Annotated in this window: 11 protein-coding genes; 4 read left to right on the forward strand and 7 right to left on the reverse strand. The window is 75.5% G+C overall.

Annotation, left to right across the window (positions count from 1 at the left end):
* Positions 1-163: 163 nt before the first annotated feature.
* A complete protein-coding gene (locus OG594_RS17580) occupies positions 164-2,494 on the forward strand; it encodes a hypothetical protein (RefSeq protein ID WP_266603001.1) in 2,331 nt (776 codons plus the stop codon).
* On the opposite strand, the gene OG594_RS17585 is transcribed toward OG594_RS17580, so the two are convergent.
* From OG594_RS17585 to OG594_RS17605, 5 genes are all read right to left on the reverse strand, one after another.
* Positions 2,436-4,901 (reverse strand): right-handed parallel beta-helix repeat-containing protein, encoded by a 2,466-nt coding sequence (locus tag OG594_RS17585; protein WP_266599892.1) that lies wholly within the window; start codon positions 4,899-4,901, stop codon positions 2,436-2,438. The two genes, OG594_RS17580 and OG594_RS17585, sit on opposite strands and share 59 nt — an antisense overlap.
* A gap of 146 nt (positions 4,902-5,047) precedes the next feature.
* Complete coding sequence (locus OG594_RS17590) at positions 5,048-5,665, reverse strand: hypothetical protein (protein WP_266599894.1); 618 nt, start codon at positions 5,663-5,665, stop codon at positions 5,048-5,050.
* A 210-nt stretch (positions 5,666-5,875) separates the two neighbouring features.
* A complete protein-coding gene (locus OG594_RS17595) occupies positions 5,876-6,700 on the reverse strand; it encodes an MOSC domain-containing protein (RefSeq protein ID WP_266599896.1) in 825 nt (274 codons plus the stop codon).
* Between the two features lie 47 nt (positions 6,701-6,747).
* Positions 6,748-7,257, reverse strand: coding sequence for a DUF6643 family protein (locus OG594_RS17600; protein ID WP_266599899.1), 510 nt, complete (start codon positions 7,255-7,257; stop codon positions 6,748-6,750).
* A 246-nt stretch (positions 7,258-7,503) separates the two neighbouring features.
* Positions 7,504-8,682: a glycosyltransferase gene (locus OG594_RS17605; RefSeq protein WP_266599901.1), complete on the reverse strand. Its 1,179-nt coding sequence runs from the start codon at positions 8,680-8,682 to the stop codon at positions 7,504-7,506.
* A gap of 701 nt (positions 8,683-9,383) precedes the next feature.
* On the opposite strand from OG594_RS17605, the gene OG594_RS17610 reads away from it, so the two are divergent.
* Both OG594_RS17610 and OG594_RS17615 read left to right on the forward strand, forming a co-directional pair.
* Positions 9,384-10,175, forward strand: coding sequence for a glutamate racemase (locus OG594_RS17610; protein WP_266599903.1), 792 nt, complete (start codon positions 9,384-9,386; stop codon positions 10,173-10,175).
* A 124-nt stretch (positions 10,176-10,299) separates the two neighbouring features.
* Entirely contained in the window at positions 10,300-11,910 is a 1,611-nt protein-coding gene (locus OG594_RS17615; RefSeq protein WP_323185235.1) for an ATP-binding cassette domain-containing protein, read from the forward strand.
* On the opposite strand, the gene OG594_RS17620 is transcribed toward OG594_RS17615, so the two are convergent.
* Together OG594_RS17620 and OG594_RS17625 are read right to left on the reverse strand one after the other, a co-directional pair.
* Positions 11,880-12,803 carry an ADP-ribosylglycohydrolase family protein gene (locus OG594_RS17620; RefSeq protein ID WP_266603005.1) on the reverse strand — a complete coding sequence of 308 codons (924 nt, stop codon included), beginning with the start codon at positions 12,801-12,803 and terminating at the stop codon, positions 11,880-11,882. The genes OG594_RS17615 and OG594_RS17620 overlap by 31 nt on opposite strands.
* The gene (locus OG594_RS17625; protein WP_266599905.1) at positions 12,803-13,393 is read right to left on the reverse strand and encodes a TetR/AcrR family transcriptional regulator; all 591 of its coding nucleotides are present in this window, start codon (positions 13,391-13,393) and stop codon (positions 12,803-12,805) included. Before OG594_RS17625 ends, OG594_RS17620 begins: the two co-directional genes overlap by 1 nt.
* A 139-nt stretch (positions 13,394-13,532) precedes the next feature.
* Between OG594_RS17625 and OG594_RS17630 the strand changes: the two genes are divergently transcribed.
* Positions 13,533-14,048 carry a hypothetical protein gene (locus OG594_RS17630; RefSeq protein WP_266599907.1) on the forward strand — a complete coding sequence of 172 codons (516 nt, stop codon included), beginning with the start codon at positions 13,533-13,535 and terminating at the stop codon, positions 14,046-14,048.
* Positions 14,049-14,073: the final 25 nt, after the last annotated feature.

Below are 14,073 nucleotides of genomic sequence, written 5' to 3' on the forward strand. Positions count from 1 at the left end.
GTGCCGCGCGGGATGCTGGAGCCGCGCCGATCCCGCCCCGCGAGCGGAGGCCACTGTGCCCGACCGCCCCCAGCCCGACACCTCCCCACCCCACGCCCCCTCGCACGTTCCGCCCGACACCCCGCCCCACGCCCCGCCCGACACCCCCCTCGCCCTCGAACTCCTGGTCCACGGAGTCGCCGGCGCCGCCCCCGGCGAGCTGCTCGGCGACCCGCGCACCGTCCGCGTCACCGGCGACTCCACCGCCGCCGTCTTCCGCCGCACCGAGGACGCCGACGCCGAGGCCCACCCCGAGCGGTACGCCGGGCGACCCGTCCCCGAGGCCTACTGCTGGTCCCGGCTCACCTCCGGCAACGGCGCCCGCGCCCTGTGGCTGCTGCTCCTGCCCTTCATGGTGGCCAACCTCGCCCACTGGGCCCGGCCGGCCACACCCGCCGCCGACCCCGCGCCGCACGCCGTGCGCACGTACGGGGTCCTCGTCCGGATCCTCGCCCTCAGCCTGACCGTGCTGCTCATCGCCGCCGCCTGCGAGGTCGCGCTCGACCTCCTCGCCTGGCAGTGCGCGGGCTCCGGGAGCTGCGCCGGCGCCCGGTTCCGCTCCTGGCTGGGCTTCCTCGCACCCGGGGGCGGCTGGTGGGCCCAGCCCGGGCGGCGCCTCGCCCTCGGGGCCCTGGTCCCCGCCGCGTTGACCGGGCTGCTCTGGTACTTGTCGAACCGCACCTGGAGCGCCTACGAGTCCCAGCCCCCGCCCGCCGGCGCCGCCGACCCGGACACCGCGTCGGACCCCGAGCCGGCGCTCGGGCGCCCCGGATTCTGGTACGGCCGCCGCCTCGTGGCCCGGCTGCGCGCCGCGCACACCGCCGCCGGGCTGCTCACCGTGGCGGTGGCCGTCTCCGTGCCGACCGCCCGCCACGACCGCGGGGCCGACGCCCCCGTCCTCGCAGCCCTCGGCACGCTCACACAGGTCCTGCTCGCCGCCGGGGCCGTCGCCGTGGCCTCGGTCGTGTGCCGGCGCGGCCGCACCGAGGCCCGGCCCGACCACCGGCTCGACCGGGCCGCCGTCACCCTGCTGCCCGCCGCCGCCCTGGCCCTGCTCGCCGCCGTCCTCGTGCACGCCTGCTGGTCGCGCCCCGACTGGACCGCCACCGGACGGCTCCCCGGGGACCTGACCTTCGGCGTGCTCATGCTGGGTCAGGGCCTCTGCGTGCTCGCCCTCGCCGGCGTCGCCCGCCACCTCTACCGCAAGGCCCCCGACCCGGCGACGGCCCTGTACGGTCTCGGCGGACCCGCCGTCGCCATGCTCGGCTGCGCGCTCGGCGGGGTGATGTCCGGCGGGGTCGCCCAGCGGGTCGCCGACTGGCTGGACGGGGGAGCCACGCCCGGGACACCCGGCGCCCCGCTGCCCGGGCCGCCCGTGCTGCTGTCCTGGCAGGCCGCCGTACTGCCCCCGCTGCTCCTCGTACTGGCGCTGCTCGCGGGCTGGTTCGCGGTGCTCGGGGCCCGGGCGCGGGGCCGGCTCGCCGCCGCCGTGGCCGCCGAGTACCCCGGGGAGACACCGGACCTCGCCCGCAGTCGCCGGATCGCCGGGGCGCGGACCGCGGCCGCGCTCACCGATTCCGCGCCCTGGTTCGTGGCGGCCGTCTCCGGGATCACCCTGGTGCTCGGCGCGGCCGCGCTGGCCGGAGCCTGGTCCAGCGGAAAGGTTCCGGGGGAGGCGGCCCGAGGGACCCTGCCGCTGCTGGAAGCCGCCGCCCGCGCCGCCCAGGACGCCGGGTCCTGGCTCATCGGCCTCGGTATCGCCGCCTTCATCGCCTGGGGCCGCCGCGCCTACCGGGACCCGGCCGCCCGCCGGACCATAGGGATCCTGTGGGACGTCGGCACCTTCTGGCCGCGCGCCGCCCACCCCTTCGCGCCGCCCTGCTACGCCGAGCGGGCCGTACCCGACCTGACCTGGCGGATGGCCGGTTGGACCGGCCGCACCGGCGGCCACCTGGTCATCTCCGGCCATTCCCAGGGCAGCGTGCTCGCCGCCGCGGCCGTCTGGCAGCTGCCGCCGCCCGCCCGCCGCCGGGTCGCCCTGCTCACCTACGGATCCCCGCTCGGCCGCCTCTACGGCCGCTGGTTCCCCGCCTACTTCGGCCCGCGGCAGCTCACCGCCCTGCACCGCGAGGTCGACTGCTGGCGCAACCTCTGGCGGGCCACCGACCCCATCGGCGGGCCGGCGCTGCCCGGCGCGGAGCCGGACGTGGACCGCGGCCCGCTCGCCGACCCGCTCGCTTACGGCCGCAGCGCCCGCCATCCCCTGCCCGCCCCGATCCTGGGCCACTCCGACTACCAGGCCGATCCGGCCTTCGCCGCCGAACGCGACGCACTGCTCGCCCGGTTGGCCGCCGCCGCGAGGGCCGAGGTGCCGGGTCAGCGGGTCGCGGTCGCGGTCAGCAAGGAGCGGGCTGGACCGGCAGCGCCGGCAGATCCGCCGGGTACAGCAGGGTGAGCTCGTCCGTACTGGGCTCCGAGAGCTGGGCCACCCGGCCCGCGTGCCGCTCCACCATCGACTCGAAGGTTTGGCGGGCCGTGCGGCCGTTGCCGAAGGCCGGGCCCTTGGGCAGCTCCGTGAAGTACGTCAGCAACGCCTGCGACGTACCCTCCCCGAGCCGGTACTCGTGCTCCTCCGCCTGCTGCTCCACGATCCGCAGCAGTTCCTCCGGCCCGTAGTCGCCGAAGGTGATCGTCCGGGAGAACCGCGAGGCCACCCCCGGATTCACCGTCAGGAAGCGTTCCATCTCCGCCGTGTACCCGGCGACGATCACCACCACCGCGTCCCGGTGGTCCTCCATCAGCTTCACCAGCGTGTCGATCGCCTCGCGCCCGAAGTCCCGGCCCGAGTCCTCCGGCGCCAGCGCGTACGCCTCGTCGATGAACAGCACCCCGCCGCGCGCCCGGTCGAAGGCCTCCTGCGTACGGATCGCCGTGGAACCGATGTGCTCGCCGACCAGGTCCACCCGGGACACCTCGACCAGGTGCCCGCGCTCCAGCACCCCGAGCGAGGCCAGGATCTCCCCGTACAGCCGGGCGACCGTGGTCTTGCCGGTGCCGGGGGAGCCGGTGAAGACCAGGTGCCGGCGCACCGAGGCGGCCTTCAGGCCCGCCTGCTGCCGCCGGCGGCCGACCTCGATCATGTCGGTGAGCGCCCGCACCTCGCGTTTGACGCTGTCCAGGCCCACCAGTGCGTCGAGCTGGCCCAGCATCTCGCCGGACTCCCGCGCGGCGGCGGCCGGACCGCTCTCCGCCCCGTCCGCGGGCCGCGGCACGGAAGGCGGGGACGCCTGGGCCGGCCGCGCCGCAGGGCTCTGCGTCCCGGTGGCCGTACGGACGCCCGCCCGCGCCCCGGCGGGCGCGCCGCCGGGGGCGGACCGGTCGGTGGGACGAGCGCCGGACTCGTCGCCGGTGCACTCCTCGGCGGTCGGCCCGTCCTCGGCGAACTCGTAGCCCCCGCGGGCGCAGCGCTCGGTGTGGCAGCGCGTCAGCGTGGTGCGGCAGCCGTCCATGACGTGGAAGCCGAAGCCGGAACTGCCCGTGACCCGGCAGGCCGTGAAGGTGCCGCGGCCGCCCGCCGACACGTAGAAGCCGGCTTCGGCGGGGGAGGTGACCGTGCACCGTTCCAGGGCGGGGTCGGCGCCCTTGGTGACGATCACACCGGTCTGCACGGCGTCGATGGTGCAGCCGGCGAGCGTGCCGCCGCTGCCGTGGTCGCGGAACCAGGCCCCGGTCCCCGCCTCGCGGATCCGGCAGTCGTCGAGCTGCGCGGTGGCCCCGTCGCTCACGGAGACGGCGGTGTTGCGCACCTGGGACAGATCGCTGTCGACCACGTCGACCCGCGACCCGCGGTCCAGTACGAACAGCGCGTCCGGTACGTCGTGCACCCGGCAGGAGGCGAGGGAGACCGTGGCCCCGTCGCTGATCCACACCGCCGGATAGTCACCCGTACTGTCGTGGATCTCGCAGGACTCGGCGTCCACCCGGGTGCCCGGGTCCCATACGGACAGACCGTTGCGGCCGAACCGGCGCACGGTGGTGCGGCTGAGGGTGAGCACCGAACGGGACCGCAGATCGACCGCGTTCTCCGGGATGTCGTGGATGTCGCAGCCGGCCAGGGCGAGCAGCGCGTCGGTGTCGAGCGTGACCCCGTCGGCCGAGGTGCGGTGCACCGAGCAGTCGGTGAGCCGGGCCGTGGCGCGCGCGGCGATCTGCACCCCGGCGCCCTTGATCTCGTACACCTCGCAGCCCAGCGCCTCCAGCCCCGAGCCCTCGCCCGTGATGGCGATGCCCGCGCCCGTGGCGTGGTGGATCCGGCAGCGCTCCAGCCGGGGCCGGCCGCCACCGCGCACCGAGACGCCGTTCTGTCCGGCGGCCACGACCTCGCACTCCTCGAACACTCCGCCGCCGCCGTCCAGTACGGCGATGCCGACGCCGGCCGGATTCTCCACGGTGCACCGTCGCACCAGGGGCCGGGCTCCCGAGCCGCGGACCTCGATGCCGGCGGCGGAGCGGGTGCTCACCCGCAGGTCGGTGAGCTCGGGGCAGCCGTCCTCCACCAGCAGGGCGGGCGCCGCCCGGTCCTGGCCCTCCAGATACAGGTCCTGGACCACGGCCGAGGCGCGCAGGGTCAGCGCCACCCCGTCGAGCGGGGCGATCCGCACCGACCCCGCCGCGCCCTCGGGCCCGCGCAGGGTGACGGCATGGTCCAGCACCAGGTTCTCGCGGTAGGTGCCGGGGGCGATCGTCAGCACGTCCCCGTCGCCCGCTACGGCGAGCGCAGCGGTCAGCGTCGGATACTCACCGGAGCGGCGCCGCCACCGCGAAGTCCCACCGTGCGTTACCTGGACCGTGCCCTGAACCATGGTGCTGTCGTGCCCCCACCCTCGTGCTCGCGCTGCCGATACGACCGATGCCACGGAAGTCTGAAGTCACCGCAGCCACCGAAGTCACTGGAGCGACCGATCCGGCCGCTCCACCGTAGCGCGCGCGGGGCCGATGAGCGGCCAGGTCAACTGCCCGCGCCCGCTCGGCCCCAGTCCGGTCCTGCCGCCGCCCAGGCCCGGTCCAGACGTATGTACCGCCGATGCATGAGCCGCCGTACGACCAGCCGTCGGACCGTCTCCACCAGGGTGGCCACGCAGATCGCGGCGGCCAGCCCCGCCATCCCCGCGTGGAACACAGCCGCGGACGGGTCGAGCGGCTGCCCCACCAGCCGGCCGCGCGCGTCGGTCCAGATCCGGAACCGCTCGCCGGGGAGCGGCGGCTCCTCCGCGGCCGGCACCGTGCCCTGGTGGCTGCTGCCGTCCGGTGCGGTCCACGCGGCCACGATCTGCGTCCGGTGCGGGGCCGTCCGCTGCGTCGACGTGTCGGCCGAGGCGCTCGCGGAAGCGCCCGCGGCCACCGCCGACTCCGGGGCGGGCCGCAGGACCACCGCCGGGACGAGATGACGCTCCTGCCGCTGCTGGTGCGCGGCCTGCTGAAGGGTACCGTCCACCCGCAGGCCCGCGACCCAGCCGATGGCGGGAGCCACCACCAGGACGCACACCAGCGCGGCGAACGCCACCCACGCCTCGAAGAGGTCGGTCGGCCGCCGCAGCGGATTGCGCCGCCAACGCCACACACCCATTGCTGTCCGCACGGTCCGGCTCCCCCAACTTGTGCCAGTCTCCGCCTGTCTGCGCCTCTGTCCTGACTGATCCAACGGCTTGGTCGTGCCAGTTGGTTCCAGCCCGGGCGCCGAGCCCCTCGAAGGTGTCAATCCGGGCGGCCGGTCGCCGGTCCGCGACTACCCACCCGCCCCTCCCGTCCCACCTGCCCCAGGAGGGCCCCGGACGCGTCACGCGAGGACACGGACCTCGTCGCCGACGCGCACCGTACCCAGCCGCACGGGCACCAGGAGCCTCCCGAACGCGAGCGACCGGCCGATCCGCCGGTGCTTGCCCAGGGTCTTCAGCGGCTCCTTGCCCCGTTCCGCCGTCTCCTGGTCGGTGGTGGTGACGACGCACCGGCCGCATTCGCGCACGCCGCGGAAGACGGCGTCGCCGATCGCGATGCGGAGCCAGCCGTCCTCCGCCCATGCCTCTGCCCCCGAAACCACCACATTGGGGCGGAAACGGTTCATGGGCAGGGGGCCTTCCCCGGGATGGTCCCCCTGGGCGATCAGCGAGTTGAGTGCGTCCAGCGAGGCGAGCGTGGTGATCAGCAGCGGATAGCCGTCGGCGAGGCTCACCATCTCGCCCGGCAGGGCGTAGTCCGGATCCACGGGACGGCGTACCGCCGGATCATCCATGTGCACCAGCCGTACCGGCTCCCCGAGGTACGTGCTGAACCAGTCGGCCGCGGTGGTCGCCGCGGCCACGGTCTCGACCTTCTTCCCAAAGAGCACCGCCGGCTCCAGCGGACCCGGCTCGGGCACCTCCACGAACAGCTCCGCCATGCCCGGCGCCGTCACTGCGATCCGGCCGCCGCCCGCGGGACGGGCCGCGGCCAGGGCGAGGCGGGGATGGCGGCGTTGGGTGATGACCGTGCCCTCGGGATCGATCAGCGCCCAACGTCGGTCCCCGGACAGACCCCAGGGCTCCACGGCCACCTCGTCGGGAGCGGTCCCCGCTACCGATTTGACGGGATGGATGTGGAGCGCCTGCACGTGCAAGTTCGACATGGGGGGCATCCTGCCAGCCCCTCCACCGTCCGCGCCTCAGAGCCCCGTCAGTAGCCGCGCCCCTGGTAGGGGCGGCCGTACGGGTCCTCGTACGAGGCGGCCGGCACCGGTGCGGGCACCTGCATCGGACGCGGCGCGGCCGGGCGCATCGCCTCGTACCCGGTGGCCATGGCGACCGGGCGGGGCTGCTGCGGCTGGGGCTGCGGCACGAATCCGCCGCGGGCCGCCATCGGCTGCTGCTGCGGGATGTACGGGGCCGGCGCCTGCTGCAGCGGCATCGGCTGCGGGGCCGACTGCTGCTGGTACGGGTATCCGTACCCCGAGGTCTGTTGTTGCTGGGGCTGGGCCGGCGGCAGCGCGGGCATGGACGAAGCGAGAGCCGGCAGGTACCCGCCGCTCGAGTAACCGGCACTCGGGGACTCGTAGGCGGCCGGGACGCGGATCGGGGCGATCTGCGGAGTGCCGCGTTCGGCGACGAGGGAGTCGTAGATGGGGGTGTCCGGGAAGGAGGGCGCGGAGTAGTAACCGCCGCCATAAGTGGAGCGGGGGGAGGTCATGGGACCTAAGTTAAGCCCACGACTTCACCGGGTCCATAGCGAGGTGGCGTCAACCCCGCGCTGACCTGCATATTCGCAGGTCAGGGCCTCACCTTTCACTTGACGTTCACGTGCACGTTTCGCCACTTCCGCCCCATCTTGTTCGTACTCGTACTCACCGGTTGGGTGTTGCACCGACTTCGTGCTGACGTAACGTCACAATGCGGTGACCTCGGATGACGCTGCCTCGGGAGGTAGTTCGCCGTTTCAGGCGTCACTCGGACGGGCATAGGTTCGGCCCTTCCAGGACGCCCCGCGGCCCCGGTAGTGCTGGACGGCCGAGTCGACGGTCATCAGGAGGTAGAGCAGCGCCGTGAACGGAAGCAGCGGAGCGAGCGCGGCCGGCTGGCGGTAGTACCGGAGCATCGGCAGGTAGGTGCCGGCCATCAGCAGCCACGCCAGGCCGCCCGCCCAGGCGGTGGCCGGACGTCCGGCCGCGAGCCCCGTCAGCAGGGCGGCCGGGGGCACGAGGTAGACGAGCGCCAACCCGGCCACCGTCCCGGCCAGCAGGAGGGGCTGGTGGCGCAGTTGGGCGTAGGCGCTGCGCGAAACCATCCGCCACAGGTCCGCGAGTGCGGGGTACGGGCGCACGCTGTCCACCCGCTCCGCGAGTCCCAGCCAGATCCGGCCGCCGGAGCGGTGCACCGCGCGGGCGAGGGACACGTCGTCGATGACCGCCTGGCGGATGGAGTCGGGGATCCCGGCCCGCACGGCGGTCGTGGTGCGCAGCAGTACGCAGCCGCCGGCGGCCGCCGCCGTCCGGGCTGAGGGTCGGTTGATCCGGCGGAAGGGGTAGAGCTGGGCGAAGAAGTACACGAAGGCCGGCACGACGAGGCGTTCCCACGGGCCGACCACCCGCAGGCGGGCCATCTGGGAGACGAGGTCGAGGTCCGCGGAGGTGGCGGCGGCGACCAATTCGCGCAGACTGTCGGGTTCGTGCGCGATGTCGGCGTCGGTGAGCAGGAGGAAATCGGGCTCGGTGGCGTGCGCGGTGCGGGCGATCCGGATGCCGTGCCGCAGCGCCCAGAGCTTGCCGGTCCAGCCGGGGGCGGGGTCGCCGGGGGCGGCGACGGTGAGGGGGAGCCCCGGGTTCTCGCGGGCGAGTCGGCGCGCGAGGTCGCCCGTGCCGTCGGTGCTGCCGTCGTCGACGAGGATCACCTCGGCCTCGCCGGGATAGTCCTGGGCGATCAGCGAGGGCAGGCTCCGCGGCAGCACCTCGGCCTCGTCCCGGGCCGGGACGACGATGGCGACGGACGGCCAGTGGGTGGGGGCCGTACGCGGCGGGAGGCGGACGTCGGTCCGCCAGAACATGCCCTGGGCGAGGGTGAGCCAGAGCCAGGCGGCGAGGGAGGCGTAGGCCGCGCAGGCGGCGGTGAGGAGGCCCATGCCGGCAGTGTGCCGGGCCCCGGCGGGCGTGTCCCGCACCCCGACACCCCGGGTGCGGCGGCCTCCCGGCGGGGTGCGCATCCCGGTGCCCCGGGTGCGGCGGCCTCGTGGCGGGGGTGGGGTGTACCCCGGCTGGGGGTGGTGGCCTTCCGGTCGTGTGTGCGGCGGGGTCCCGGCCGGGGTGGTGGGTGCCCACTCGTGGGAGCAGCGGCCTTCCGGCCCGGGTGTGGGGCCGCCTCCCGGGCGGGGTGGTGTGCATCCCGGTGCGGCGGCCTCGTGGCGGGGTGGGGTGTTCCCGGGCCGGGTGCGGTGGCCTTTCGGTCGTGTGTGCGGCGGGGTTCCGGCCGGGGTGGTGTGCATCCCGGTGCCCCGGGTGTGGCGGCCTCGTGGTGCGTACCCGCGTGGCGGGTGTGGCGGGGGCCCGGCAGGGGTGTGACGGCTGTGCCGTGCTCGTGCGTCGGGCCCCGGTTGGGGTGCGTACTCGGACACCCCGGGTGCGGCCGCGCCTCCCGGCGGGGGGCCTTCCGGCCGGTTCCGGCCGGGGGCCTCGCGGCCCGGGGGTGACGGCTTCGCTGCTCCTGGGCGTCGGTCGGTGTGCGTCCACGCGCCCCGGGGGCGGGTTGGTGTGTCGGGCTCCGGTGGGGGCCGGTCGTGTGCGGGTGCAGGGCCCCGGCGGGGCGGGGGTCGACTAAGGTGGCCGGGTGAAGATCGCGCTCATGGACTCCGGAATCGGCCTCCTCGCGGCGGCCGCGGCGGTGCGGCGGCTGCGGCCGGACGCGGAACTCGTCGTGTCCTCCGACCCCGACGGCATGCCGTGGGGTCCGCGGACCCCCGCCGACCTCACCGGGCGGGCGCTCACCGTCGCCCGGGCCGCCGCCGCGCACCGCCCGGACGCGCTGATCGTCGCCTGCAACACCGCGACCGTGCACGCCCTGGACGCCCTGCGGGCGGAGCTGGAGCCGGCCATCCCGGTCATCGGGACCGTGCCGGCGATCAAGCCCGCTGCGGCGGCCGGCGGCCGGATGGCGATCTGGGCCACCCCCGCCACCACCGGCAGCGCCTATCAGCGCGGGCTGATCCGTGACTTCGCCACCGGGGCGCGGGTCACCGAAGTGCCCTGCCCCGGGCTCGCCGACGCGGTGGAGGCGGCCGACGACGCCGCTGTGAGGGCCACCGTCGCCGCGGCCGCCGCGCTGACCCCGGCCGACGTCACCGACGTCGTGCTCGGCTGCACGCACTACGAGCTCGTCGAGAGCACCATCCGGGCCGCCCTCGCCGCGCGGACCCGGGGCGCGGAACTGGTCTTCCACGGTTCCGCCGAGCCGGTCGCGGTCCAGGCGCTGCGCCGCCTCGGGCTGCGGCCCGCACCCGACCTGCCGCGCACGGGTGGACTGACCGTGCTGCGCAGCGGGCGCGAGGGGGCCCTGCCCACCGCCGCGCTCGCGTACGCCGAAGGCAGGCTGCTCGCGGGTCAGGGCGCGCCCGTCGGCTGACCGGCCGACTACCCCCACCCCCTGGCGAGACGAATCGTCTTGCATGCGATCCGGACCTGGTCTACGGTTGCGCATGTAACGAGACGAAACGGTTCGTCTCTCGTGACTCTCAAAGGAATCGCCCTTGCGTGCTCCGCTCGCCACCACCCAGATCGTCCTGTCCGAGGTCACCAAGAGCTACGACACCCGCGTCGTCCTGGACCGCGTCAGCTGCACGGTCCGGCCCGGCGAGCGGATCGGCGTCGTCGGTGACAACGGCTCCGGCAAGTCCACCCTGCTCCGGCTCCTCGCCGGACGGGAGCGCCCCGACCACGGAGAGGTCGCCGTCACCGCCCCCGGCGGCCTCGGGCACCTCGCCCAGACCCTCGACCTCCCGCCGACCGCCCGCGTCGGCGAGGCCGTCGACCTCGCCCTCGCGGACGTACGCGCCCTGGAGCGCCGGATCCGCGCCGCGGAATCCCTGCTCCACCGGGCCGGCCCTGAGGAACTCGTCGCGTACGGAGACCTCCTGGCCGCCTACGAGGCGCGCGGCGGCCACGATGCCGAACGGCGCGTCGCGGCCACCCTGCGCCGCCTCGGCGAACGCGCCGAGCTCGACCCGGACCGCCCGCTCGGCACCCTCTCCGGCGGTCAGCGCTCCCGGCTCGCGCTCGCGGCGACCCTCGCCGCCGAGCCGGAACTGTTGCTGCTCGACGAACCCACCAACGACCTCGACGACGAGGCGGTCGCCTGGCTGGAGGGGCACCTGCTCGCCCACCGCGGCACCGTCATCGCCGTCACCCACGACCGGCTCTTCCTCGACCGCGTCACGACCGCCGTCCTCGAAGTGGACCAGGACAGCCGGACGGTACGCCGCTACGGCAACGGCTACGCGGGCTACCGCACGGCCCGGGCCGCCGAACGGGCCCGCGGGGAGCGGGAGTACGAGCAGTGGCGCGAGGAGGTGCGGGACGCCGAGCGGCTCGCCGACACCAACATCGGGCGGTTCGCCGCGATCCCGCGCAAGCTGCCGCGCGGCTTCAGCGGAGCCGGCGCCTTCCGCGCCCGGTCCCGGACCCACGGCGCCGCGAGCCGCATCCGCGCTGCCCGCGAACGGCTGCACCGACTGACCGGTCGCCCGGTCGCACCGCCCCCGCGACCGCTCTCCTTCACCGGCCGGTTCACCGAGGGTTCGGCGGGAGCGGTGGAGATCTCCGACGCGGCCCTGCCGGGACGGCTCGCGCCCGTCTCGCTCACGCTGCCGCCGGGGGAGCGGCTCCTGGTGACCGGGCCCAACGGCGCAGGGAAGTCGACCCTGTTGCACCTGCTCGCAGGGGAACTGGAGCCCGCGCGGGGCAGCGTACGGGCGCCTTCGCGGGTCGGGCTGCTCCGGCAGGACGATCCGTGGCAGCGCGAACCGCGTTCCGCCGTCCAGCTGTTCGGCCAGGAGCACGCCGACCGGGTGGCGGAGCACGGACTGCTCGCCCCGGACGACCTCGCCCGCCCCGTGCGCGCCCTCTCCGCCGGTCAGCGCCGCAAGCTGGAGCTGGCCCGGCTGGTGGCGCGCCCCCTCGACCTGCTGCTGTTGGACGAGCCCACGAACCACCTGGCCCCGGCCGTGGTGGAGGAACTGGAGGCGGCCCTGGCCCACTTCGGCGGCACCCTGGTCCTGGTCACGCACGACCGGCGGCTGCGCGCGGCCTTCAGGGGGCGGCGCCTGGAGCTTCAGCGGGAGCCGGCCGCCGCGAGCCGCTGAGCCAGCGTGCGCAGGTCGTCCGCGTCCAGGACCCGGTCCCCGAACCCGGGCAGCGGTACGTGCAGCGCCGCCGTCCAGTGTTCCGGGACCGCCCCCTGCCCGTACCGGGCGCCGGCCAGGGCCCCCGTCACCGCGGCCACCGTGTCGGTGTCCCCGCCCAGGTCCACGGCGGCCCGTACCGCCTCGGCGTAGCCGCTGGTGGTCCGCAGCGCCCACACGGCCGAGCCCAGGCAGGGCCACACCGCCCCGTTGAACTCGGTGGCCAGCTCCGGATGCCAGTCGGGGGCGAGCACGCGGCCGTACCGCTCGCGGTGCGCCGGATGGACCGCGTCGAGCGTCGCGGGGAGGGCGGCCAGCGGATCGGCCCCTTCCAGGGCGACGCGGACGAGCTCGTGCAGGATCGCGGTCCCCTCCCAGGCGGCCCGGTCGCCGTGCGTCAGGGCCGCGATCCGCCGGGCGGCGTCCATGGTCCCCTCCCGCCCCGCGGGGGCGAAGTAGACCGCCGAGGTGGCGGCCCGCATCAGGGAACCGTTGCCCGCGGCCCGTGCGTTGATCTGGAAGTGCAGGGCCGCGGCGAGTTCCCAGGACTCGCCGTTGGTCAGCACGTCCTCGGTCTGCAGTCCGATGTCCTTGGGCTCCCCGGCGGCCCAGCGCTGGAACCGGCCGAAGACGTCGGGGAGTTCGAGACCCCCGCACTCCAGCAGGGATTCCGCGACGAGGACGGCCATCTGCGTGTCGTCCGTGGCCTCACCGGGGTCCCAACCGCCGCCCCCGGCCATCTCGGCGCCGCGCGCGGTCAGTTCCCCCGCCGCCCCGAACTCGTAGGGCGCGCCCAGCGCGTCGCCCGCCGCCGAGCCGATGACGGCTCCCACGGCCCGGTCCACTCGGGTGATCACCGGGTCTCCTCCTCGCACACGGCCGCCAGCAGTTCGCGCGCGAAGCGGTCCAGGTCGTCCAGGCCGGCCGCCGCCAGGGTGGCCGGGGCGCCGGTCAGCAGGTGGGGGACGGCGCCGTGCAGGGCGAGGGTCAGCGCGCGGGCCCGCGCCGGTCCGGCCGGCAGCCCGGCCGCGCGCAACAGGTGCGCGTGCGCCGCGAAGTCCGCCGCCGCGACCGGGTCCAGCAGCGCGGCCAGCCAGGGCCGGCGCGCCGCCTCGGCCTGGAGCTCCAGGTACGCCAGCACGCGGGTGCGGCCGGGTCCGGCCGCGTTGCGCAGCAGCCCCGCGAGCAGAGCGGCGAGCTGCGCCGCACCGGCGGGCTCCGGTCCGGCCCCCGACGGTGTCTGCGCCAGCGCCCGGTACTGCTCCGCGCAGCGTTCGGCCGCGGCCCGCAGCAGGGCGTCGCGGGTCGGGAAGTAGTTCTTGGCGGTGCCCGTCGGCACGGCGGCGGCCGCGTCGACGGCCCGGTGCGTCAGCCCGCGCCCGCCCTCCTGCGCCAGTACGGCGACGGCCGCGTCCCGCAGCCGGTCCCTCCGGTCCTGATTCACGATGCCACCTTAACCACAGCCGTGGTACCGCAGGTGTGGTACGGCAGGCGTGGTACCACGGCTGTGGTGATAGCGCCGCGCTGCACCGAGTGGGCGAGAGACGGTGGCGGGCAAGCGGAACGTGAGTACGCTGCTACTCATGACGGGTCACCCTCCGGGTCCGCTCTGGGCGGGCCGCGCCTCCAACCGCGTGCAGTGGCTGCTCGCCGCCGTCGGCGCGGCCTGTCTGGCGCTCGGCATCGAGCTCGCCGTCGACTACGCCTGGACCGCCGGCATCATCCCGCTGCTCATGTCCGTGATCGGTTGCCTAGCCGTCGGGCTGCTCATCCTCTACGGCACCCTGGCCTTCGTACACGTCGCCGTCACCGTCGACGCAGAGGCCCTGGAAGTGCGCTGCGGCCACATGGGGGTGCCCCGCCGCAGGATCCGGCTCACCGAGGTCGCCTCCGCCGAGTTCGTCCCCAGCATCACCCCGCAGCAATGGGGAGGCTGGGGCCACCGCTGGCGCCCCGAAAAGGGCACCGCGATCATCGTCCGGCGCGGCGAGGGCCTGGCCCTCGTCCTCGGCGACGGCAAGCGGTTCACCGTCACCGTCGACGACGCCGAGAACGCCGTCCGCGTCATCCGCACCCACCTGCGCGCCCTCGCCCGGTAGGGGTGGTCCCGCGGAGCGCGGCCGG

It is taken from the genome of Streptomyces sp. NBC_01214 (genome assembly GCF_026340975.1).
GTDB lineage: Bacteria > Actinomycetota > Actinomycetes > Streptomycetales > Streptomycetaceae > Streptomyces.

Bases quoted from the DNA above. Each gene is read 5' to 3' on its own strand.
- OG594_RS17630 (WP_266599907.1), top strand. From the start codon at position 13,533: ATGACGGGTCACCCTCCGGGTCCGCTCTGGGCGGGCCGCGCCTCCAAC.
- OG594_RS17595 (WP_266599896.1), bottom strand. From the start codon at position 6,700: ATGTCGAACTTGCACGTGCAGGCGCTCCACATCCATCCCGTCAAATCG.
- OG594_RS17605 (WP_266599901.1), bottom strand. From the start codon at position 8,682: ATGGGCCTCCTCACCGCCGCCTGCGCGGCCTACGCCTCCCTCGCCGCC.
- OG594_RS17590 (WP_266599894.1), bottom strand. From the start codon at position 5,665: ATGGGTGTGTGGCGTTGGCGGCGCAATCCGCTGCGGCGGCCGACCGAC.
- OG594_RS17585 (WP_266599892.1), bottom strand. From the start codon at position 4,901: ATGGTTCAGGGCACGGTCCAGGTAACGCACGGTGGGACTTCGCGGTGG.
- OG594_RS17600 (WP_266599899.1), bottom strand. From the start codon at position 7,257: ATGACCTCCCCCCGCTCCACTTATGGCGGCGGTTACTACTCCGCGCCC.